This is a genomic window from Pseudoalteromonas shioyasakiensis, assembly GCF_001550135.1.
In the GTDB taxonomy this organism is placed as follows: Bacteria; Pseudomonadota; Gammaproteobacteria; order Enterobacterales; family Alteromonadaceae; genus Pseudoalteromonas; species Pseudoalteromonas shioyasakiensis.
Window position 1 is genome coordinate 12,219 of the sequence record NZ_LRUE01000013.1, and the last position, 23,455, is coordinate 35,673.

Annotated in this window: 20 protein-coding genes and 1 pseudogene; 16 read left to right on the plus strand and 5 right to left on the minus strand. The window is 42.3% G+C overall.

Annotated features, from left to right (window positions below):
* Positions 1–50: 50 nt before the first annotated feature.
* Genes PASHI_RS05375 through rpoS form a run of 10 tightly spaced genes read left to right on the plus strand, consistent with a single transcriptional unit; the run spans position 51 to position 7,085 of the window.
* Entirely contained in the window at positions 51–683 is a 633-nt protein-coding gene (locus PASHI_RS05375) for a hypothetical protein (RefSeq protein ID WP_062564835.1), read from the plus strand.
* A 22-nt stretch (positions 684–705) separates the two neighbouring features.
* Positions 706–996, plus strand: a complete 291-nt coding sequence (gene ftsB, locus PASHI_RS05380) for a cell division protein FtsB (protein ID WP_054560903.1) — start codon at positions 706–708, stop codon at positions 994–996.
* Positions 986–1,687 (plus strand): 2-C-methyl-D-erythritol 4-phosphate cytidylyltransferase, encoded by a 702-nt coding sequence (gene ispD / locus PASHI_RS05385; RefSeq protein ID WP_054560902.1) that lies wholly within the window; start codon positions 986–988, stop codon positions 1,685–1,687. The genes ftsB and ispD overlap by 11 nt, the downstream gene beginning before the upstream one ends.
* On the plus strand, positions 1,684–2,166 hold the full coding sequence (gene ispF, locus PASHI_RS05390; RefSeq protein WP_055198208.1) for a 2-C-methyl-D-erythritol 2,4-cyclodiphosphate synthase: 483 nt from the start codon (positions 1,684–1,686) through the stop codon (positions 2,164–2,166). Before ispD ends, ispF begins: the two co-directional genes overlap by 4 nt.
* Positions 2,163–3,191: a tRNA pseudouridine(13) synthase TruD gene (gene truD, locus PASHI_RS05395; RefSeq protein ID WP_062564836.1), complete on the plus strand. Its 1,029-nt coding sequence runs from the start codon at positions 2,163–2,165 to the stop codon at positions 3,189–3,191. The genes ispF and truD overlap by 4 nt, the downstream gene beginning before the upstream one ends.
* A complete protein-coding gene (surE, locus tag PASHI_RS05400; RefSeq protein WP_062564837.1) occupies positions 3,192–3,956 on the plus strand; it encodes a 5'/3'-nucleotidase SurE in 765 nt (254 codons plus the stop codon).
* A complete protein-coding gene (locus tag PASHI_RS05405) occupies positions 3,946–4,584 on the plus strand; it encodes a protein-L-isoaspartate(D-aspartate) O-methyltransferase (RefSeq protein WP_054551144.1) in 639 nt (212 codons plus the stop codon). Before surE ends, PASHI_RS05405 begins: the two co-directional genes overlap by 11 nt.
* Positions 4,585–4,595: 11 nt before the next feature.
* Positions 4,596–5,174, plus strand: a complete 579-nt coding sequence (locus PASHI_RS05410; protein WP_054551145.1) for a YqaA family protein — start codon at positions 4,596–4,598, stop codon at positions 5,172–5,174.
* 42 nt (positions 5,175–5,216) lie between these two features.
* On the plus strand, positions 5,217–6,041 hold the full coding sequence (locus PASHI_RS05415; RefSeq protein ID WP_055021015.1) for a peptidoglycan DD-metalloendopeptidase family protein: 825 nt from the start codon (positions 5,217–5,219) through the stop codon (positions 6,039–6,041).
* A gap of 60 nt (positions 6,042–6,101) precedes the next feature.
* Complete coding sequence (gene rpoS / locus PASHI_RS05420) at positions 6,102–7,085, plus strand: RNA polymerase sigma factor RpoS (RefSeq protein ID WP_062564838.1); 984 nt, start codon at positions 6,102–6,104, stop codon at positions 7,083–7,085.
* An 86-nt stretch (positions 7,086–7,171) separates the two neighbouring features.
* On the opposite strand, the gene mutS is transcribed toward rpoS, so the two are convergent.
* Entirely contained in the window at positions 7,172–9,745 is a 2,574-nt protein-coding gene (mutS, locus tag PASHI_RS05425; RefSeq protein WP_055021014.1) for a DNA mismatch repair protein MutS, read from the minus strand.
* A 21-nt stretch (positions 9,746–9,766) separates the two neighbouring features.
* Between mutS and PASHI_RS05430 the strand changes: the two genes are divergently transcribed.
* Both PASHI_RS05430 and recA read left to right on the plus strand, forming a co-directional pair.
* Positions 9,767–10,264 carry a CinA family protein gene (locus PASHI_RS05430; protein WP_062564839.1) on the plus strand — a complete coding sequence of 166 codons (498 nt, stop codon included), beginning with the start codon at positions 9,767–9,769 and terminating at the stop codon, positions 10,262–10,264.
* A 58-nt stretch (positions 10,265–10,322) separates the two neighbouring features.
* Complete coding sequence (gene recA, locus PASHI_RS05435) at positions 10,323–11,369, plus strand: recombinase RecA (RefSeq protein WP_054560894.1); 1,047 nt, start codon at positions 10,323–10,325, stop codon at positions 11,367–11,369.
* Between the two features lie 79 nt (positions 11,370–11,448).
* Here recA and PASHI_RS22405 read toward each other — a convergent pair.
* The 3 genes and pseudogenes from PASHI_RS22405 to PASHI_RS05445 form a co-directional block, all read right to left on the minus strand.
* Positions 11,449–11,529: pseudogene (locus tag PASHI_RS22405) on the minus strand (hypothetical protein); the annotation flags it as partial.
* A gap of 165 nt (positions 11,530–11,694) precedes the next feature.
* Positions 11,695–13,818, minus strand: coding sequence for a TonB-dependent siderophore receptor (locus PASHI_RS05440; protein ID WP_062564840.1), 2,124 nt, complete (start codon positions 13,816–13,818; stop codon positions 11,695–11,697).
* Between the two features lie 192 nt (positions 13,819–14,010).
* Positions 14,011–15,177 (minus strand): DcaP family trimeric outer membrane transporter, encoded by a 1,167-nt coding sequence (locus tag PASHI_RS05445; protein WP_062564841.1) that lies wholly within the window; start codon positions 15,175–15,177, stop codon positions 14,011–14,013.
* Between the two features lie 282 nt (positions 15,178–15,459).
* On the opposite strand from PASHI_RS05445, the gene acs reads away from it, so the two are divergent.
* Positions 15,460–17,400: an acetate--CoA ligase gene (acs, locus tag PASHI_RS05450; protein ID WP_054551154.1), complete on the plus strand. Its 1,941-nt coding sequence runs from the start codon at positions 15,460–15,462 to the stop codon at positions 17,398–17,400.
* A gap of 96 nt (positions 17,401–17,496) precedes the next feature.
* Complete coding sequence (locus PASHI_RS05455; RefSeq protein ID WP_054551155.1) at positions 17,497–18,147, plus strand: response regulator transcription factor; 651 nt, start codon at positions 17,497–17,499, stop codon at positions 18,145–18,147.
* A 52-nt stretch (positions 18,148–18,199) separates the two neighbouring features.
* Here the strand turns inward: PASHI_RS05455 and purU are convergent, their stop codons facing one another.
* Positions 18,200–19,030, minus strand: a complete 831-nt coding sequence (gene purU / locus PASHI_RS05460) for a formyltetrahydrofolate deformylase (protein ID WP_062564842.1) — start codon at positions 19,028–19,030, stop codon at positions 18,200–18,202.
* Between the two features lie 340 nt (positions 19,031–19,370).
* On the opposite strand from purU, the gene PASHI_RS05465 reads away from it, so the two are divergent.
* Positions 19,371–20,732, plus strand: coding sequence for a hypothetical protein (locus tag PASHI_RS05465; RefSeq protein ID WP_062564843.1), 1,362 nt, complete (start codon positions 19,371–19,373; stop codon positions 20,730–20,732).
* A 106-nt stretch (positions 20,733–20,838) separates the two neighbouring features.
* Positions 20,839–23,442, plus strand: coding sequence for a DUF2339 domain-containing protein (locus tag PASHI_RS05470; protein ID WP_062564844.1), 2,604 nt, complete (start codon positions 20,839–20,841; stop codon positions 23,440–23,442).
* Positions 23,443–23,455 lie beyond the last annotated feature (13 nt).

A 23,455-nucleotide genomic window follows, 5' to 3' on the forward strand; every position in this document is an offset into this window, starting at 1 on the left:
AACGCTCTATGCTATAAAACAGTCAAGCAATTGTTTTATAAGAGCGCGCATTGTCTAAACCAACTTCACAGAGCGAACACTCGCAACAAGCCGAAATTTGGCAAACTGATGCCGAGCGAGCTTTGTATGCGCAGTTATGTAATGCATTTTATGCTCGTGAGATCCCGCGTTTAGTTGATGAACCTGATACAGCAAGGCTAAAACGTTTATTAGCAAGCCTGCCTTACTATATTGAGCGTTTAGCTATGCGTATTGTCAGTGGTGATGCGCCACTACAGCTCGATTCACAAAATGGCAGTTGGCTTGAAAAACAAAAAACAACGCCGCCTGTTTATAACAAAAGAGACTCAAAAGACTTTTATAGTCAACATGCTAAGCGCGGGTTAATTGTTCCCGTGTTAATTAATGACGAGCAATGTACAACCGTTCGCATAGACAGCTTAGATCAAGTAAGCGACAATAAGGTACATTGCAACGAGCTTGGTTGGTTTGATACTTCCGGTGAATCGCTAGAAAACACGCATATTCAATTGCTTAAGCCTGCAAAGGCGGTGATGGCAGCGGCGTGTTGCGGTCATCAATGGCAATTTAATAAACGCATCACACCTAAGCGTTTGTCATTAAGAGAAATGCTGTTAGCAAGCAATATAAATTGGCGTAATTTAAAACGCCCTTTGACTTAATTTAACCGCGAAGGAGTGTTCAATGCGGGTTTTTCAATTCGCCTTGTTGTGTTTGGCTTTATTTATTCAGTACCGCTTATGGTTTGGCCATAATGGGGTGCAAGATTACACTCGTTTAAAACAAGCGGTTACCTCTCATCAAGACACCAATGCGAAATTATTAAAGCGCAATAAAGTGCTCAAAGCCGATATTGAAGACTTAAAACTCGGTCAAGAGGGCATCGAAGAGCGGGCGCGTAATGAATTAGGAATGATTAAACCTGGCGAAACCTTTATTCGCGTATTACCAGGTCAACAGCAAAATGAACACTAAGCAAACTATCACCGCCATTGTTCCCGCTGCGGGAGTTGGCAGTCGAATGCAGCATTCGGCGCCAAAGCAGTATATTGAACTTGCGGGTAAAACTATTTTAGAACATACCCTAAGTAAACTTGCAGAACTTAACGAATTAAACACCATCAAAGTAGCAATTAGCGATGATGACGGCTACTTTGCTGATTTACCACACATAGATAAGCGTATTGAGCGTGTGAGTGGTGGTAAAGAGCGCGCTGATTCTGTGCTTAACGCCTTGCTATCACTTGCTGACAACCCACCTGATTGGGTACTTGTTCACGATGCGGCAAGGCCGTTAGTGTGTCTTGCTGATATTCAGCGTTTAATAACTGAATGTATCGCTGCCAATGAAGGCGGTATTTTAGCGTCAAAAGTAAAAGACACCATTAAGCGCGGTCATACCCACAGTGAGCAAACGGTGCCACGTGATGATTTATGGCAGGCACTCACCCCTCAGCTTTTCCCTTATCAAGCGCTGACTAATGCGCTATCAAGTGCCCTTAAAAATGGTGTGACTATCACTGATGAGGCATCGGCAATTGAATGGGCTAAGCAGCCTGTTAAGCTGGTTGCAGGTCGCAGTGACAACATTAAAATCACCACCCCAGAAGATTTAGATTTAGCAGCATTTTTACTGCAAAAACAACAAAACGAGAGTACCTCATGATTCGAATTGGCCATGGCTTTGATGTACACAAATTTGGCGGCGAAGGCCCGTTGGTAATTTGTGGTGAAAAAATAGATTACCCACAAGGCTTTTTAGCTCATTCAGATGGTGATGTTGCCATTCACGCATTGTGTGATGCCATTTTAGGCGCATTGGCAATGGGTGATATTGGCAAGCATTTCCCTGATACTGCTAGCGAATACGAAAATATTGATAGCCGAATTTTACTACGCCACGTGGTTGGGCTTGCTAAAGAGCAAGGTTATGTACTTGGCAATGCCGACGTCACGATTGTTGCGCAAGCACCAAAAATGTTGCCACATATTCAAGCTATGCGTGAAAACTTATGCCAAGACCTTGAAGCTGATATTTCACAAGTTAATGTGAAAGCAACAACCACTGAGAAGCTTGGGTTTGAAGGTCGTAAAGAAGGTATCTCAAGCCACGCAGTGGTGATTATGAGCAAACAAAGCGCATGAGTGAGTTAAACTACCTATACGGTAAACCTCTTTCTAAGGCTGACTTTAAAACTCATGCTGAAGACTTCATGGTTGATGAAGACTTAGGTATTGAGTTTACCGGTTCTGGTGAACATGTTTGCTTGCAGGTTGTAAAAAAAGGCGAAAATACTCAGTTTATTGCGAAACGCATTGCCGAAAAAGCAGGGGTATCTCCACGTGATGTGAGTTATGCAGGCTTAAAAGACCGTCATGGCGTGTGTACCCAATGGTTTAGCGTGCCAGTTCCCATTAAAAAGCACATAGAATTTAGTGAGCTGAATAACGAGCAGTTTTTTGTAATATCGCAACAGCGCCATAACCGTAAGCTCAGAACTGGCTGCCATAAAGGCAATCGCTTTACCATTACATTACGTAATGTCACTGAGCCGCTGGATATTTTGTGCCGTATCAACGCGGTGCGTGCTGGTGTGCCTAATTACTTTGGTGAGCAGCGCTTTGGCCATGGTGGTCACAACCTTGAAATGGCAAAGCGCATGTTTGCTGGTGAGCGTATCCGCGATAAAAAATTGCGTGGCTTAGTTATTTCAGCTGCGCGCTCTTATGTATTTAATGAGATCGTGAGTATGCGAGTTGCCGAGCATGGCCTTGCGAAAACAATGCACCGCGAAGTGTTTATGCTCAGCGGCAGTAATGCATTTTTTGAAGACAATATTAGTGATGACAATATTGCGCGCTTAGCGTCTGGCGATATTGTGATGTCGGCACCTATGGTTGGTAAAGGCGAAAAAGGCCTGACCGAAACCGAAAAAGTGTGGCTCGAACCTTATCAGTCTTGGATAGATGGCCTTAGCGAACTTGGCCTTAAGAATGAGCGTAGAATGTTACGACTTATTCCTGATTCATTAGCTGTTGAAACGATTGATGAAACTACTTTAAAGTTAAGTTTTGGTTTACCAAAAGGCTGTTTTGCTACCGCCCTGCTGCGTGAGCTGGTGGACTATCAAGATACAAGCCCCAGAGAACAAAAACAAAAGGATGCGTAAATGAAAATCTTATTGAGCAATGATGATGGCGTACATGCTAAAGGGATTGCGGTTTTGTATCATGCATTGACGCAAATAGCAGATGTGACCTTAGTAGCGCCAGATCGTAATTGTAGTGGCGCAAGTAATTCATTAACGCTCATGAATCCACTTCGTGCAACTATCCTTGATAATGGCTTTATTTCGATTAATGGCACGCCGACTGACTGTGTGCATTTGGGAGTTAATGAATTAGTCGAGCAGCAGCCAGATCTAGTGGTTGCAGGAATAAACCACGGCGCCAACCTAGGTGATGATACCTTGTATTCAGGTACAGTAGCAGCGGCCACTGAAGGGCGCCACTTAGGACTGCCGGCGATTGCTGTGTCGTTATGCTCTAAAGAAGGAAATCACTTTGAAACTGCAGCTGCGGTTGCGGTGAGTATTATCAAAGAGTTGGCATCGCACCCATTACCGAAAGATCAAATCATCAACTTAAACGTGCCAGATATTCCGCTTACAGAGCTTAAAGGAGTTAAGGTAACCCGTTTAGGTTCGCGTCATAAAGCTGAAACCATGACGAAGCAACAAGACCCATGGGGCCGTGACATTTATTGGTATGGTACCCTTGGTGCTGAAAGTGATGCAGGTGAAGGCACTGATTTTTATGCCATTAATAATGGTTATGCATCAGTGACCCCACTTAGTGTTGATATGACGGCGAAAGAGAGCTTACAAGCCGTCGATAGCTGGTTAGCAAATATGGAGATTAATAGTGCTGACTAATTATAATCGCAGTGCATTGGCATTAGCTGAATTATTAAAACGCGAGGGTGTAGAAGACAGTACGGTGCTTGAAGCGATTGCCTCAACACCCAGACACATTTTTATTGATGATGTTTTGCAGCACAAAGCTTATCAAAATACCGCATTGCCAATCGGTCAAGGACAAACGATTTCGCAGCCATATATTGTCGCACGCATGACAGAGCTGCTTCGCTTAGCAGGCGTACGTGATAAAGTGCTCGAAATTGGCACAGGCTCTGGCTACCAAACGGCAATATTGGCAAAAACCTTCACTAAAGTGTGCTCGGTAGAGCGTATTAAAGCATTGCAATGGCAAGCAAAACGCCGTTTGCATAAGCTTGATTTATATAATGTCACCATGAAACACGGTGACGGTTGGCAAGGCTGGCAGTCGCAAGCTCCATTTGAGGGGATTATTGTTACTGCCGCTGCGGCCACTATGCCACAAGGACTTCTGGCACAACTTGCTGATGGGGGCGTTATGATTGCACCTATCGGTGAGCAAGATCAGCAATTAATGATGGTCGTTAGAAATGGCGATACATTTACAGAACATAAAGTTGCACCAGTAAGATTTGTACCTTTGGTACCTGGTGATATTGAATAGGACGTTATACTTTGAAGTTGTTTACTAAGTTATATGATATGGCGCTGGTATGGGCTAAACACCGTCATGCGGAGCGTTATTTAGCAGGGATGAGTTTTGCTGAATCTGTTTTTTTTCCGGTGCCACCGGATGTCATGCTAGCCCCTATGTCGCTTGCTCAGCCAGATAAAGCATGGCGCTTTGCCAGCTTTACGACTATTGCTTCAGTGATTGGCGGTATTTTAGGTTACTTACTTGGCTTTTGGTTATTCGAACCTGTAGTTGAGCCGCTGATTGCGCAAATGGGTTGGCAAGCTAAATTTGACACAGCGCTAAGTTGGTTTGAAAACTATGGTGTATGGGTGGTGTTTTTAGCGGGCTTCTCTCCTATACCTTATAAGGTTTTCACCATAGGTGCAGGTTTGATGCAAATGGCATTCTTGCCATTTTTAATTGCCTCGGCAATAGGTCGTGGCGCGCGTTTCTTCTTAGTGTCGGCTTTAATGAAGTGGGGCGGCGTTAAAATGGAGCAAAAATTACGTCAATATGTTGAAGCGCTTGGCTGGGGATTAGTTGTTTTAGTTGTGGTTGCGTACTTTTTACTACGATAACCCGCAAAACCATTAAACTAGTACGATAAGGAGCATTTTACGATGAGCAGGCAGTTAACAGTCTATGTTACTTTGTTTCTTAGTATTTTGCTCTTTGGTTGTACTTCTCGCGAAGCACCGGCACCGGTTAGTAGTTTAGATAATAAAGTTAAACCCGCCACACGCAAAGTAAATATCTCTGGCTCAAAATATGTAGTCAAAAAGGGCGATACTTTGTATTCAATTGCTTTTAGCGCTCAGCAAGATTTTCGAACGCTCGCAAAAATAAACGATATTCCAGCACCTTATACCATCTTCCCTGGGCAGAGTATTTCGCTCACAAAATCGGCACAAAAATCAAAAAAGACGAAAAAATATACGAATTCGAGTAAAAAGTCTACTGTTTCTATACAAAAAAATAACAAAAAATTAAAGAAAGGGCTTGATCAGCCAAAACAACGAGAGTATGTTCAGAAACAAGCCAACAAAATAATTAGTGAAAAAAAGCGTAATTCTAATGCCAAAGTTGTATGGGGCTGGCCTGCAAAAGGTAAAGTCACAAAACGCTTCTCTAATAAAGAGAACGGCTTTAAAGGATTACAGATCACTAATAAACAAGGGGCTTCTGTTTTAGCTGCTGCACATGGAACTGTGGTATACGCGGGCAACGCATTGAGGGGTTACGGTAATTTAATCATATTGAAACACAATGATGATTACCTAAGCGCTTACGCGCACAATTCAAAGTTGCTTGTAAAGGAAAAACAGGAAGTAAAGGCAGGGCAGAAAATAGCAGAAATGGGCAGTTCAGACTCTTCGGTTACGGCTTTGAGATTTGAAATTCGTTATCGGGGTCAAGCAGTCAATCCTGCTAAGTATCTACCTTAGCCATTTAGGGTATTGATAAAGTGATTTAGCTCAATCACATATTTGCTCGGGAGGACGCTTATGGGTCACACAGCAAAACTTGAGAAAAAAACTGACGCGATTGACGATAAATTTGATGACACGGTAGTCGAAGAAGAGTCTTCTGAATTACTTGAAGAAGTCGACAACGAAGATGAAATTTTTGCAAAAGAAGAAGTTGCCAAGAATTTAGATGCTACACAGCTGTATCTTGGTGAGATTGGTTTTTCTCCGCTGCTAAGCGCAGAAGAAGAAGTTTATTTTGCTCGAAAAGCACTGAAAGGCTGTGAAGCCTCTCGCAAGCGAATGATTGAAAGTAATTTACGTTTAGTGGTGAAAATTGCCCGCCGCTATAACAACCGTGGCCTTGCGCTACTAGACCTTATTGAAGAAGGTAATTTAGGCCTTATCAGAGCCGTTGAGAAATTTGACCCAGAACGTGGTTTTCGTTTTTCAACTTATGCAACTTGGTGGATACGTCAAACTATCGAACGTGCCATCATGAACCAAACACGTACGATTCGTTTACCTATTCACGTGGTTAAAGAGCTTAATGTTTATTTAAGAACAGCCCGTGAATTAACGCAGAAACTTGACCATGAACCAACCGCAGAAGAAATTGCAGAGTGCTTAGATAAGCCGGTTGAAGATGTCACTAAGATGCTGCGTTTAAACGAAAAAATCACCTCGGTGGATACACCTATCGGCGGTGAAAATGACAAAGCGTTATTAGATATTATCGCCGATGAGAAAGACTATGGTCCAGAGGGCGAAGTACAGAGTAATGACATTAACAAGCACATTGTTGATTGGCTTGGAGAGTTAAACCCGAAACAGCGTGAAGTACTTGCTCGTCGTTTTGGTTTACTAGGCTATGAGCCATCAACCCTTGAAGATGTTGGTCGTGAAATTGGCTTAACACGGGAACGTGTAAGACAAATACAAGTTGAAGCATTACGTCGCTTAAAAGACATTTTGCAACACGAAGGGTTAAGTACAGATAGCCTATTCGACCAATTCACCTAATTTGACAACAATACATAGGCCTTCGGGTCTAGAACACACAAAAAAGCTGACGTTACGTCAGCTTTTTTTATGCCTCTTTTATTTCACTACAGTAAATCTTTTAATTGATACAGTAGTTGGTGTGCTTGTCTTGGCGTTAAGCTATCTGGATCAAGCTGTTTTAAGGTTAATTCAAGCTCAGAAGGCTCATCATCAAAACTTAATGTTTGCTGTTGTTGCTCAATAGGAGCAGTAACAGGTTGATGGTTCTCAAGCATTTTAAGCTTTTGTTTTGCTTGTTGGATAACCGCTTTTGGTACACCAGCCAAGGCAGCAACTTGTAAACCAAAGCTCTTGCTTGCTGCGCCTTCAAGCACGGTATGCATAAAGGCAATGGTGTCGTTGTGCTCAATGGCATCTAGGTGCACATTAACTAACCCCGTTTTTTGCTCGGCCAGTTCGGTTAACTCAAAATAGTGGGTTGCAAATAAGGTCTTAGCGGCAATTTTTGATGCTAAATAATCAGCCGTTGCATAGGCAAGCGATAAGCCATCATAAGTTGAGGTACCGCGACCAATTTCATCCATCAGTACCAGTGATTGTGCTGTGGCGTTATTTAAAATAGTTGCTGTTTCGGTCATTTCAACCATGAAGGTTGAGCGTCCTGATGCTAGGTCATCACTTGCGCCAATACGCGTAAAGATACGGTCAATATTCCCAATTTCTGCACTATCAGCAGGAACGTAACAACCAATGTGAGCCATTAGAACAATAAGTGCAGTTTGGCGCATATAGGTCGATTTACCACCCATATTTGGACCTGTGATAATCAGCATTTTACGGTCGTTATTAAGCTCTACAGGGTTAGCTATAAACGGGTCTTTCATTACCTGCTCTACTACCGGGTGGCGACCTTGCTTAATACTGATGTTATCGTTATCGCACAGAGTTGGCTTAGCATAATTAAGCGCTTGTGCACGTTCGGCTAAATTGTTCAGTACATCTAAATCTGCTAGAACAGCTGCCATTGTTTGTAGCTGCTCAATGTGCGGAGCAATAAACTCAAAGAGTTGCTCGTAAAGCTGTTTTTCAAGCGCTAGCGCTTTTGACTGGCTACCAAGTACTTTATCCTCATGCTCTTTAAGCTCTGGGATAATATAGCGCTCATTATTTTTTAGCGTTTGGCGGCGAATATAATCCGCAGGAACTAAATGTGAGTTAGCGCGGCTTACTTCAATAAAAAAGCCATGCACTTTGTTATAACCAATTTTTAAGGTGCTAATGCCAGTGCGCTCACGCTCACGCTCTTCAAGCTTTTCAAGAATATCGGTAGCACCTTGGCTTAGCGCTCGCCATTCATCAAGTTCGCTGTTGTAACCTGGTGCAATCACACCCCCATCACGAATAAGCACCGGTGGGGTTTCGATTACAGCACGCTCTAGTAAATCTTGTAGTTCAGGTAACTGTTGCGACTTAGCAATAATTTGACTAATACGCGGATCGTTAGCATCTAGTAATAGTTCGTGAAGTGGCGCGAGAGCTTGCAGCGCGCTACGCAGGCGCGTTAAATCTCGCGGCCTAGCAGTGCAAAGCGCTAGGCGTGCAATAACACGTTCAATATCGCCAATTTGCTTTAATGACTCTTGTAGCTCACCACATAATTGCGCATCGATAATTGCGCTAATTGCGTTTAGTCGAGAGTTGAGCTCTGTTTTGCTGCGCACAGGGGTATGAATACGACGCTTTAATAAGCGTGACCCCATAGCTGTGGCTGTTTTATCAAGTACTTGCGCAAGAGTGTTTTCGTAACCACCCGATAAATTAACCGTTAGTTCAAGGTTTTTACGAGTTGCTGCATCTAAGATCACCGCGTGTTCGTTTTGTTCAAGGGTGATTGCACGAATATGCGGCAGGGCTATACGCTGAGTGTCTTTTACGTATTGCATTAAGCAGCCTGCAGCGACTAAAGCTGCGTGTGCTTTGTCTACTCCAAAACCAACTAAATCTTTGGTGCCAAATTGATCGCAAAGTAAATGCTGCGCTGTATCTAGATCAAATTCCCATTCTGGGCGACGACGCGCACCTTTGATATGTTCAATTAAGTGCACATTTGCAAATGTTTCACTGTAAAGCAGCTCAGCAGGGGCTAAACGCTGTAATGTTGAGCTAAATGCTTCATCGGTATTAACTTCTAACACATTGAATCGGCCAGAGTTAATATCTAAGTAAGCAATACCATATAGGCCTTGTTTATTTTGCCATACACTGGTTAGTAAGTTGTCTTGGCGTTCTTGTAATAACGCTTCGTCAGAAATTGTGCCCGGTGTAACAATACGTACAACTTTACGCTCAACAGGGCCTTTGCTAGTCGCTGGGTCACCAACTTGTTCACAAATAGCTACTGACTCACCCATTTGTACAAGGCGAGCTAAGTAGTTTTCGACTGCGTGATAGGGTACGCCTGCCATTGGAATGGGATCGCCACCGGCTTTACCTCGATGGGTTTGAGAAATATCAAGAAGTTGCGCTGCACGCTTGGCATCATCAAAGAAAAGTTCGTAAAAGTCGCCCATACGATAAAACAATAAAATATCCCGGTGCTCGGCTTTTATTTTTAGATACTGCTGCATCATAGGGGTTTGTTGTTTTATAGTGTGCGGTGCATAAAGATCAAACGACATGTATTTACCCAAAGGCTGAATATGGAATTACATCAAGAGATTAAAACACTTGCTGCGAAATTAGGAGCTATTTTAACGGATAAACGCTTATGGATCACTACCGCAGAGTCATGCACTGGTGGTGGAGTGAGTTATGCACTAACCGATACCCCAGGCAGTTCTAATTATATTGATCGAGCGTTTGTCACTTATAGTAACCAAGCAAAACATGAGCTCATTGGCGTTAGCGAGCAGACCTTAAACAGCTTTGGTGCGGTGAGTGAGCAAACCGTTGTTGAAATGGCATCGGGGGCAGCAAAAGCAGCAAATTCAGATATCGCAATAGCTATTTCGGGAATAGCAGGCCCCGGTGGTGGAACACTGGATAAACCTGTGGGATTAGTATGGTTTTGCATTCATTTTGCTGGTCAAAACTACCCAAGTCAGCAAGTTTTCTCTGGCGATCGAGCTGAAGTTAGACTGCAAGCTATTGTTTACTCATTAAAAAATATAATTGAATTGATAAAATCTGAAAATTAGCTTGATACTGTGATTTCATACAGTATACTGTCTGCATTAGCCGGATTTGGAGAACAGAATGAACGATAACAAACAAAAAGCCTTAGACGCTGCTTTATCACAAATTGAGCGTCAATTTGGTAAAGGCTCAATTATGAAACTGGGCGACAATAAAGCCCTAGATATTGAAGCAATCTCAACAGGTTCACTAGGTATCGATATCGCACTAGGTATTGGTGGTTTGCCTACGGGTCGTATTGTTGAAGTGTATGGTCCTGAATCATCAGGTAAAACAACGCTTACTTTACAAGTTATCGCTGAAGCTCAAAAGCAAGGTAAAACGTGTGCATTCGTAGATGCTGAGCACGCTCTAGATCCTGTATACGCACAAAAATTGGGTGTAAACATTGATGACTTACTTGTTTCTCAACCAGATACTGGTGAGCAAGCATTAGAAATCTGTGACATGTTAGTTCGTTCAAGTGCTGTTGATGTTGTGATTGTTGACTCGGTAGCAGCTTTAACACCTAAAGCTGAAATCGAAGGTGACATGGGTGACTCACACATGGGTCTACAAGCTCGTTTAATGTCACAGGCATTACGTAAGCTTACAGGTAACATCAAGCGTTCAAACACACTATGTATTTTCATCAACCAAATCCGTATGAAAATTGGTGTTATGTTTGGTAACCCTGAAACAACAACAGGTGGTAACGCACTTAAATTCTACTCTTCAGTACGTATCGATATTCGTCGTATTGGTTCTGTGAAAGAAGGCGACGAGGTTGTTGGTAACGAAACTCGCGTTAAAGTTGTTAAAAACAAGGTTGCTCCGCCGTTTAAACAAGCTGAGTTCATCATCATGTATGGCGAAGGCATTTCTAAACAAGGCGAGTTAATTGACCTAGGTGTTAAGCATAAGATTGTTGAAAAATCAGGTGCTTGGTACAGCTACAATGGCAGCAAAGTTGGTCAAGGTAAAGCAAACTCAATTAAGTTCTTAAAAGACAACCCAGAGATCGCAGATGAGATCGAAGGTAAGTTACGTGAGATGCTATTACTTCAGGCAACAGAACAACCAGAAGATGGTGAAGATGCAGGCCTATTAGCTGAAGACGAGCTATAAACACCGCAAAAGAGTACAGTTAAGCGTGATTTGACCCGCACTTAACACAAAAAAGACCGCTACATAGTTAGCGGTTTTTTTATGGGTGAAAGTTAGCGAGAGTAAAGTTAGCAAGGGGAAAGTTAGCGAGAGTAAAGTTAGCGAGAGTAAAGTTAGAAAAGGTAAACTTTACTCTTGCAACTCTTTCATGTGCTTAAAGCTTAAAGCTTAAAGCTTAAAGCTTAAAGCTTAAAGCTTAAAACTTACAGCTTACAGCTTAAAACTTTCAGCTTACAGCTTAAAACTTACAACTTACAGCTTACAGCTTACAGCTTCTAGCTCAAGCTTACAGCTGCCAGTTGAAAGACACTGAGTAGTTACGCGGTGCGCCGTAATAACCTTGAGCCCAGAAAAGACTATGGATGTACTTTTCGTTGGTCACGTTATTAACGTTCAAGTTAACGCTCATATTGTCGTTAATATCGTAGGTTGCCATTAGGTTTAATAGGCCGTACGCATCTTGCGTTGTGGTGATAAGTGCAGCATTTGTTGCCGCATCACGCACTTGTACGCGCTTTGTATCGTCTTGCCAACGATAGTTTAGGCCAAAGGTTAAACCATCAATCTCAGGCACTTTATGAGTTACAGCAAGTTTGAACTGGTTTTCAGGTGTGTAGTCTTTTACTAACTCATCACCATCAATGTTTAGGTTGCTGTAGCTAAAGCTCGCACTCAGTGTTTCGTTGATTTGACCACTAAGTTCTACTTCAATACCGTCGCTGTTAATGCCATCTGCGCCATAGTAGCGAGTGTCATCAGGTAATGAATCAGGGATAGCAACAGCAAGGCCAACTTGTTTAGCGTCAAAGTAAGCAACTGTTACAAATAAGTCGTCATCAAGTAGCTGTGCTTTCACACCAACTTCGCTGCTTTTACCTGTGATTGGATCTAAGTAATCGCCATTGATGTCACGCTCTGTTTGCGGTACGAAGGTTTCTGTGTAGCTTGCATAAGTTGAGAAGCTTTCGTTGATATCATACACAGCACCGAAGTAAGGCACAGTTTGGTCGCTATCTTTGTCTTTTGCAACGCCGTAAGAGGCACCTTCAGTTTCCCAATTTACTTGGCTCACACCTGCTAACACACTGAATGAGTCAGTTGCACGGATACGTGTTGAAATATACGCTGAGCGTTGACGGCTGGTGATATCAGCACCTGTTAAACCATCGGTAAGTGTTGGCACTGGCGCAACACCATCCCAACCACCTAGCTCAGGCATTGCAGGGAAACCATTGCCTGTTGTACGGTCATACAATGATTTATCTTTGTTATCCATATCTGCTTGGTTTACACCAAACGACAGATCATGTTCCATACCAAATAAATCAAATTTACCCGTTGCGTAAATATCTAAAATATCGTGCTTATCTTTGTGGTCATATTCACTCGCATAACCCGTTAAGCCAAGACCTGTTTCTCTATCAGGTGTACCATAAACATAGAAAAGCTCTGAGTCTTGCTCATTTTCTAGGTGTGCGTAGCTGGCTTTTAAGAACCAAGTATTGGTAATTGCTTGCTCAATTGATAAGAACAGCTGCTCAGTTGTGTTATTCCAGTATGACCAATCAGACGCTGTGCTAGTTGAAGCGTCAAAGTTTGTTGCTGAACCATCGCTGTAATAAAGCGGTAAGGCACCCCACAGTGGGCTATCAGCATCTTTCTTTTGATTTACATAGTTTGCAGTTACTACTGTGCTATCAGTTAGCTGGCCTTCGTAGGCTAGGTAATAAATTGTTTTATCTTGCTCGTAACGGTCAAGGTATGACTCAGTTTTGTGCTTGGTAAATACAGCACGTACAGCGTGGTTTTCGTTGATAGCAGTTGAAGCGTCAAGCTCTAAACGCTTGTTATCCCAAGAACCATACGATACAGACGCATTTACTTGCGTTTGATAAGTAGGGCGCTTTAGAACCATGTTGACTGTTGCTGATGGGTTACCAGCACCTGTCATTAAACCATTGGCACCACGTACAATTTCAACACTATCGAAAATAGAAGTATCAAGAGTACCTTGGATTGAACCGTTGTCTTGCGGCATACCCATGCCATTAACTTGGAAGTTGGTGATCTCAAAACCACGAGCTTTAAAATAAGTACGGTCAGTTTCTATTTGCTCAACAGTGACACCCGGTGTGCTTTCAAGTACAGCATTAAGGTTATCGAGTGAGAAGTCATCCATTAGCGCACGTGATACAACAGAGATTGACTGTGGCGTTTCTTTAATTGTTAGCCCTAATTTGGTTGCTGACTGTGCTTCTTCAGTGATGTAGTTTTTATGATGCTGGCCATACACGGCAATTTTTTCAATTGCTTGTTCTTCTTTTTGTTGTTCTGCAAAAGCGTGGCCACTTAAAAGTGCTGAGGTCACAAGGCTTAATTGAGATAAGCGCAAAAATTTTGTTGATGACATGCAAAGTTCCAATTAGTTCAATGAATAGTGAAATTAATGCGTAATTTAATCTAAATGAAAATAATTTGCAATTAGGGTTTACTGTTTTAGTGAGTAATTGTTTGCAAAAAAGTTTAAAGGGCACAGAAATATAAAAAGGAGATATAAAAAAAGCGGCCGAAGCCGCTTCAGGAAGTAAAATAAGTTTAAATCTTAAAATACGTATTTTGCAGAGAACTGCAGACGGTCCATATCGCCGTCAGCACCGCTTTCTAACTCACGCTCAGCATGTTTAAACTCAACACCAAATGTAAGCTTTTTAACAGGCGAATACAAAAGGTTGGCACTATAGCTTTGGCTCATTTCTGTAGGGTCGCCAGTCACAGCAAGTAAATCTGTGTTGTTATCTGCTGAAAAGAATGAATAAAGGAAAGTTGAGCGCCATTGGCTGTTCCAGTGTTGTTGATAGGCAATGAAACCTGATGTTGAATCAATTGCATCTAAATCATCACCGTCAAGCACAGCACCATTGGCTACGTTTAAACCAATGTAGCGGCCTAAACCTGAGCCTTGAGTTAACATAAATTTAAGGTTGTTTTGGCCAAAATTTACTTTACCAGATGCACTGATACCGAACGATGATGTATCTGCATCAATGCCATTTTGTTTATAAGTTAACTGGCGAGCAAGACCGGTAAATACTAATTCACCCCAGTCAGCTTTATGTGCGTAACGTGCTGTAAAGTCAGGCATTGATGCATCATCAGTAGCTACACGTGCGCCGCCAACTGTGACTGTGCTCTCTGGGTTTTCGATAGAGAATGACCAATTACCGGTAGTGTAACGTGCCTGTGCTTGACGTACGAACACAGTACCTTCTGCAGGACCGACGAAGTCGAGTGTTTCTGGTAATGCACCTACGTTTTGAAAGTTTGACCAAGCTTGACCAAATAACCAACCATCATAAGTCACAAATGCTTGACGAATACGAGGCGCGTAAGAGTTACTAACACGTTCGTTACCGCCCGGCGCTGAAGCAATAAAGTCTATTTCAATTTTAGTTTTGATGGTTTTCCCATCGTCTAATTTTGTTGCTGTACCTAGGTTAAAGCGAGATTGGCGGGCATGCATGTCAAATACTGCATCGCTATCGCTGTCTACGCCTACCGGTGTTGTACCTGGTACATAGAAGTCACGGCCAATGCTGCCGCCAGCTGGTACGCCTGCAGAGTAATCACTCCACATAGCATCAAGTTTTACATAGCCACCATAAGAAACGTCTGTGTTACCAATGGTTGCGGCGTTAGCGGTACCTGCAAGTGCACATAAAACAGCTGAAGCTGTGAGTGTCTTTAATGCGGTTACTTTTGTTGTTGTCATAATGTGTATTCCTGTCGAAGCTACTTGTTGATTGCATTAATGTTGTTGTATCACTGTTGTTTAAGAAATGACTTCTCTCAATTATCTATTGGTCTATTAGACTAAGGTGGAATGGGTAGTTAAATCGCATCCAACCTAACATTGGACTAGATTATAGAAGGCAATTTTAAAGTTTTTTGTTAAATGACAAGATATACAACTAAGGTCTAATACTTTCAGGGGCTTTGCTGAGTGATCCTTGAAGCAGGCCGTAGGCAAGTAATTAAAATGGAGACGACAACAATGTCAGAAAGTATCTATCCAGTACCAGCGCATATCAAGAATGCAGCACTAGTTGATAACGATAAATATAATACACTGTACAAGCAATCTATTGATGACCCTGAAGGATTTTGGCGAGAGCACGGTAAACGCCTTGATTGGTCAACTCCTTATAACAAAGTAAAGAACACCTCATTCGACAAAGGCCACATCAGCATTCGCTGGTATGAAGACGGCCAACTTAACGCTTCTTACAACTGTATTGACCGCCACCTTGCCACTAAAGCCGATAAAACAGCTCTTATTTGGGAAGGCGATAACCCTGAACACAACGAAAATATTAGCTACCAACAGCTTCACGACGAAGTAGCTAAGCTAGCCAACGGCCTTAAAAAATTAGGTGTATCAAAAGGTGACCGTGTCGCTATTTACATGCCAATGACACCGCAGGCTATTTACGCTATGCAAGCGTGTGCGCGTATTGGTGCTATTCACTCTGTAGTATTTGGTGGTTTCTCTCCATCAGCGATTGCTGACCGAATTAATGACTCAGGCGCTAAAGTGGTAATTACTTCAGACGAAGGTCGCCGTGCTGGCAACTGCGTACCACTTAAAGCAAATGTTGATGAAGCGGTATCACAAGACTCTGTAACCACCGTTGAGCACGTTATTGTTCATCAGCTAACGGGTGGTGAAGTTGAATGGAATAGTCATGATGTTTGGTGGCATGAGCTTGTCGCTGACTTACCGGCTGAGTGTGAACCAGAGCCAATGAATGCAGAAGATCCGCTTTTCATTCTTTATACTTCAGGCTCAACGGGTCAACCAAAAGGTGTGGTTCATACTACCGGTGGTTACCTTGTTTATGCATCAATGACACATGAATATGTATTTGATCTTAAAGAAGACGATATTTTCTGGTGTAGTGCCGATGTGGGCTGGATCACAGGTCACAGCTACATTGCTTATGGCCCATTAGTGAATGGCTGCACGCAAGTCGTATTTGAAGGTGTACCAACTTACCCAACAGCGGGCCGTATGGGTGAAGTAATTGATAAGCACAACGTGACTATTCTTTACACAGCACCAACTGCTATTCGTGCTCTAATGGCGAAAGGCGATGAGCCAACAGCGACTTCAACTCGTAAAAGTCTTCGTGTTATGGGTTCTGTAGGTGAGCCAATTAACCCAGAAGCGTGGGCATGGTATTACGAACATATTGGTAACGAAAACTGCCCAATCGTAGATACTTGGTGGCAAACAGAGACTGGCGGCATCATGATCACACCATTACCAGGTGCGACAGATATGAAGCCAGGCTCAGCAACACGTCCATTCTTTGGTATTGCACCAGCATTATTTGATGCTGAGGGTAATACACTAGAAGGTGCGGTTGACGGTAACCTTGTTATTTTAGATAGCTGGCCATCACAAGCACGAACAGTTTATGGCGACCATGAACGTTTTGAACAAACCTATTTCTCAGCATACCCAGGCGTGTACTTCACAGGTGATGGTTGTCGTCGTGATGAAGATGGCTACTACTGGATCACAGGCCGTGTAGATGACGTACTTAACGTATCAGGTCACCGCCTAGGTACTGCAGAAATCGAAAGTGCATTGGTTGCTCACGAAGCAGTAGCAGAAGCTGCAGTCGTAGGTTACCCGCATGATATTAAAGGTCAGGGCATCTATGTTTACATCACTCCAAATGAGGGTGTTGTAGTGAGCGATGAACTAACAAAAGAGGTACGTAACTGGGTTCGTAAAGAGTTAAGCCCAATTGCATCACCAGATATGATCCAATGGTCTCCAGGTTTACCGAAAACTCGTTCTGGTAAGATCATGCGTCGAATTTTACGTAAAATTGCGGCAAATGAGCACCAACAGCTTGGAGATACTTCTACACTGGCCGACCCGAGCGTTGTTGATGAGCTAATCGAAAACCGATTAAATCGTTAAAATCGCGTTAAAAACTTGATTAGAAGTTGATTCTAAACGTAGTATATCGGCTGTCACTTAGAAATAGGTGTCAGCCGAATTTATTAGGAGTGAACCATGAGTCAGTTTTTAATAGCGGACGATCATCCGTTATTTCGTGAAGCGCTGAAAGGGGCATTGAGTGCTAAGTTCGCTGATTTAGAAGTGTTTGAATCGGAAAACTTTGATACCACCTTGCAGGTGCTGAGCGAGCAAGAAGATCTTGATATCTTACTACTAGACCTTCACATGCCAGGCAATGGCGATTTATACGGCCTTATTCGCATTCGCGAAGACTATCCAAGCTTACCAATAGCTGTTGTTTCTGGCAGCGAAGACATCAATGTAGTTTCTAAAGTAATGGGTTATGGTGCGATGGGATTTATTCCTAAATCATCTTCATCAGATGATATTGCGCTGGCAATTAACCACATTCTTGAAGGCGATGTTTGGCTTCCACTTGAGCTTAAAGATAAAGTGGCTGCCGTAGATGGCGAAGACAAAGAAATTGCAGCGCAAGTGGCTTCACTGACGCCGCAGCAATACAAGGTGTTGCAATACTTGCACGAAGGCTTGTTAAACAAACAGATTGCTTACGAGTTACATATTTCTGAAGCAACCGTTAAAGCACACATTACAGCAATTTTTAGAAAGCTAGGTGTGTATAACCGTACTCAAGCGGTATTAATTGCCTCTAAGTTACAATTAGAGCCTATTGAGTCGGCATAACAAAAGATAATAAAAACAATAAAGAGGCCACTCAGCCTCTTCATTTTATTGCTTAAGCGAACACCACGGTTCGATTACCATTGATAAACAGTTTATGTTCAGATGCGAGTTGCAGCGCTTTACAGAACACAGTTTTCTCTACATCTTTACCCATTTTTGCCATCATCTCTGCGGTATCAGCATGACTGACATGCGTCACATCTTGTAAAATAATCGGCCCTTCATCGAGCTCATTATTAACAAAGTGAGCGGTCGCGCCAATAATTTTTACACCGCGCTCAAATGCCTGATGGTAAGGCTTTGCGCCAATAAAGGCTGGCAAAAATGAATGGTGAATATTAATAATCTTACCTTCAAAGCGCGCCACAAATTCAGGGCTTAAAATACGCATATATTTAGCAAGGCCGATGATATCAGGCTGATAGCTGGCAATTAAATCACCGACTTGTTGATCATGCTCCGCACGGCTTAAGCCTTCGTGCGATACCACATGAAATGGCACATCAAAGCCTGCAGCCAGTGGCGCTAAGTCGGCGTAGTTGGCAATCACAGCCAGTACTTCGATGTTTAAGGCTTTTTCGAATTGCTTTAGTAATACACCACCTAAACAGTGCGCTTCTTTAGTGGCAAGCAATACCACTTTAGTTTTTTCGCTGCTGTGCAGGGCAAGCTCTGCGCCATCAGGAAGTAGCTCAGCAAGGCTTGATAAAAAATCATCTGAAATAACGCCGCTTAACTCTGTACGCATAAAAAAGCGTTTAGCGTCTTTATCTACAAATTCGTTATTACGTGTAATGTTTAAATTATGCTGATGACAAAGACCGGTGATCTTGGCAATTAGACCAACATCATCATCGCATTGTGTGGTTAAAATCGTGTTCATAGTCCTCATTCTAATCCCGTTTGTGTGAACACCATTATTTGCTAATTTTTTTGTGCTGCATAGCGCAAATTTAACTATCTAATAATTTATCTGATTTGATTGCATAAGCGCCTAAAATGTAATCATTATTTACTTTTCGTGTAAAAGTAAGCTGCTTTCACTATAAATATGATTTTCTGTCCATAATTATGATTAATTAAGTGCTTTTCTACATCATTTTCTACACTTTTTAACCTTATCGTAAGTAACTGTAAGTGAAGGTAATAGTTTGTAAAACATAGAATTTTTTCGCACTATTCGAGTCAGAATGGGGTATTACAAACAATAAGGAAAAAATTCCATGAAAAGCACTCTGCTTAAAACAATTGTTGCCTCAAGTTTGCTTTCGGTACTGGCTGCCTGTTCAAGCGATGACAGCAGCAGTAGCAACAGTGGCTATGTGCAACTGTACAATGGCTCTTACAACAGCCCATACACACGTTTATTTGTTGATGACACTGAACGTTCGGGCGCAGATTTTGGTGATGTATCAACTCGTCATAACTACAGTTCGGGGGAGTATGAACTCAGTTTTGAATATGTTGATGCCAATGATAGTTATATCACCATCGATGAAGAAACAATCAAAATTAAAAATGATCAAACTCAGTTGCTAGTAATGAACGGTGATTTTGCTGAACCAATTTTTACTGAGCTCAGTGTGCCGACGTCAAGCGATGAAGATGAATTCAATGTTGGCTTTTTTAATATCGTTGGTGAAGATAACCTTTACGATGTATACGTTGCTACTGACGACGGGTTATTTGATACCGCTGAGTTATTAATGACTTCGCAATACCTCGTTGAGCCAGAATTAGCGACGCTTGAGGAAGGTTATTACACTATTTATATTACCTCTAGCGGCAGCACTGATGTGATTTTTGAATCACCAACCGTGTACTTTAATGATGAAGCAACGTACATGGCGATGATCCGTCCAAGTTATGCAACAGAAGAAGATGGCATTACGCTTGATGTTGTGACGGCTAGTAGCTCAGTAACACAACTAAACCACCAAGACGCGCAAGGTCAGCTGCGTTTTATCAATACAATAGATGATTACACGCAAACCCAGTTTAAAGTAACCCGAGGCACAACGGCGACCAACACCGAAGTTGTTAGCAACGATAGTTACTCTGAATACATGAGCATGTCACCAAATAGTTATAGTGTCGCTATGTTAGATGAAGCTGGCGATACTATTGTTGATAACTTCTTAATGACATTAGAGCGTGAGCAAAGTGCGGTTGGTCTTTTCTACAATGACAAAGATTACGGCCCTCGTATGATGACCATTGAAGAAAACCTAACTCCAAGCAGTTACAGTCACGCAGTTACTGTGGTTAACTTAATTGATAGCTATGCAGGGCAAGAAATTGACGAAGTTGATGTGTACTTCACCCTCAATGGTGAAACGGTTGAAGATACTAGCAATGTTGTTGAAGGGTTAGATCAATACGACCAACAAGAGCAGGTAGTTGATAACGAAGTTTATACAACTTATGTGGTGTTTGAAGATAATGGTCAACAGATTGTGTTATTACAACAAAGCGATATGGATTTTACTGAAGAGGGTAACTATATCTTAGTGATTGAACACGATGAAACCACAGACTCAGGTTTTAAAATGACCTTAGAGCGTACGGTGACTGAACAGTCTTAACCGGCTAAAACGCAATATCGTTGTTTATTTACTCTTGCTAAGTGTTTATTGTATAAACAATTAAGGCTTTTGCTTTTTTTGTTTAAAGCATACACAAGGAGAGAGTATGGATGGCGGTATTGCGTTACTAGTATTACTAGCACTAGTTGTTGTCGGTGGCTCCATTGCGGGTATTTTTGCCTTTTTTCAACTCTCCAGTTTAAAGCGAGAAGTAGCTGCTCTTCGAGTAAAGCTTAACGCGACATATAGTCATAATCCACAAGCAAATACTGCAAACCAGTTTGATAATTCAAACGCCGAACTGACTGACACAGCAAAATTTGAACCAGAGCCGAAAGCCGTTATTGAGCCGATTGAGGCTATCCCTAAAAAGCCAGAGCAAACAAAATCCAAGCCTGCGACTTTAAATCAGCTAGTAAGCCAACTCGTTACACAAATCAAAGCCAATTGGTTAACTTGGGTAGGAGCGGTTGCACTTGCCTTTGGCGGTATCTTTTTAGCCCGCTATTCACTGGAGGCAGGCTTATTATCTGAAACCATGCGACTCACGCTTGGCGCTATTTTTGGTTTGAGCTTAATTGTTGCGGCGGAGGTTTTACATCGCAAAGGTATTATCTTTGATGGGTTTAGCAACTATATTCCCGCGGCGCTGGCAAGTGGCAGCTTTATTAGTTGTTTTGCATTGACCTTGCTGGCCTACAGCCATTATGGCTTACTGCAAGCTTTACCTGCATTTAGCATTTTAACCTTAGTTTCTGTAGCAGCAAGCTGGATGGCTCTGCGTTTTGGTCCAGTGCTTGCGGTCATTGGTATTATTGGCGCCTACAGTGTCCCGGTTTGGGTCAATACCGGGAGCAATGACTTTATAGCGCTGCTAACCTATGTTGCTTTTGTTAGTGTTTCTGCTTCGCTAGTCGCGCATTACGTAAAACGGCATTGGCTGTGGTATCTGTTATGGGCAGGTCATTTAGGCTGGTATTACTTAGTTGCGATGAGTGCAGCTAAAAACCTGCATTGGTTTATTAATCTTTATGCTCTATTTAGCATCGTATTGTTAATTGCGATTCCGCGCCTAGGGCTGAGTATTAAACAAATAGAATACCGTCCACATCGCTTTAAAACACTACTTAAGCAACTGCCCGACAACCCTCTGTTGATAGCTGTTGTCGTGCCACTTTACCTTTTACTCATCAGTCATAATGATCTGCTTACTTGGCAGCTTAGTATGTTGTCGTTAGTGGCTTTACTGCTTCTTTTGGTATTAAAAAACAGTGCATGGGATCACTGGCTGATACTAGCTGTGGTGAGTGTAATGTGTTTGCTAACAGGGCAATACAATTCTGTTGATTACTCTGAGCAGCTTTTTGTATTTCGGCAAAATTACGGAGCAGGGCTGTTTTTTATTGCTTTGTTTGCGGGTTATGGGTTTTTGTTTGGTCGTAAATACCCTAAACGCTTAGGTTTTGCTTTACTTGCTTCACTTTCAAGTTTTGTGATTATTAGTTGCTTATATGTCATCACTCCCGAACATGCCTTGATGACGGCGTATCCGGTTTGGTGCTTTGTATTACTGGCACTGTCTGCTTGGTTATTTAAGTTATCAATTAATAGCACAAATCCAATGCGGGTATTTAGTTACTGGCTTGGCGGTAATGCCAATATTAGCTTAGCGTTAACCATGCTCCTTGAAGGCAACAGCTTGACCTTAGCGCTTGCTGCGCAAGTGTTGTTGATCAGTTTTTATGTCAATAAACAGTCACTCAGCATACCTACTTGGCCGCTTAAGAGCTTAGTTGGCGCTTTACTAGTTAGGTTAAGCTTTGCACCTTGGTCAGCTGATTACAGTGGTGCGTTGCTGCTCGGTGTGCACTGGAGTTTGGTTGTATACCCAGTTTGCGCTTGCTTATTTTACTTTGCAGCGAGGCACTGGCAGCAGCAATCTGTTCGGGTGTGGCTAGAAGGTGCAACGCTTCATTGTATTGCTTTATTTCTTACCACAGAGACGAGCTATCAGTTGGTGGGGCACTACCCAGACTTTGAGAACTTGTCTGTGTATGAGCATATTTTATTAACCTGTAACTGGGGTATATTAGGTTGTATTTATTTACTGCGTTCACGCTTTACTGCGCAATTGGCAAAACTCTATCAAGTAGCAGGTTTTGCGTTATTAACACTGAGTGGCTTACTAATACTGAAAAGCTTTACTGCTGTAAATCCGTTTTTTGAGCCGATAAATATAGGCAGTTGGCCGATTATTAACTGGTTACTATTACTTTGGTTAGTCCCCGCCTGTATTGCAATTTGGGCAAGCCAACTGACTAAATCTCAGCACTATTTACAAAAGCTGTTTACAGCACTTGCAGGTGTGATGAGTGTTTTATATATCAATGCGGAAATTCGCCATAACTGGCAAGGCGAGTTTATAAATATTGCTTTGCCAACCTCAGATGCCGAGCTTTACAGTTATTCTTTAGTTTGGCTTGTTATCGGTGCCTTGGTGGTTGTGGTGGGGCAGTTAAGAACCATTACGGTATTACAAAAGCTCGGCCTTGGCTTATTGGCGCTGGTGGTGTTAAAAGTGTTCTTGATTGATATGGCAAACTTAACCGGGTTGCTGCGAGCTATTTCGTTTATCGGCTTAGGCTTGTCGTTAGTTGGGCTTAGTTGGTTGTTCCAAAAATTTAAGGCAAAGCCTACTGCTTTGCCTTAAATCGATGTTGTTA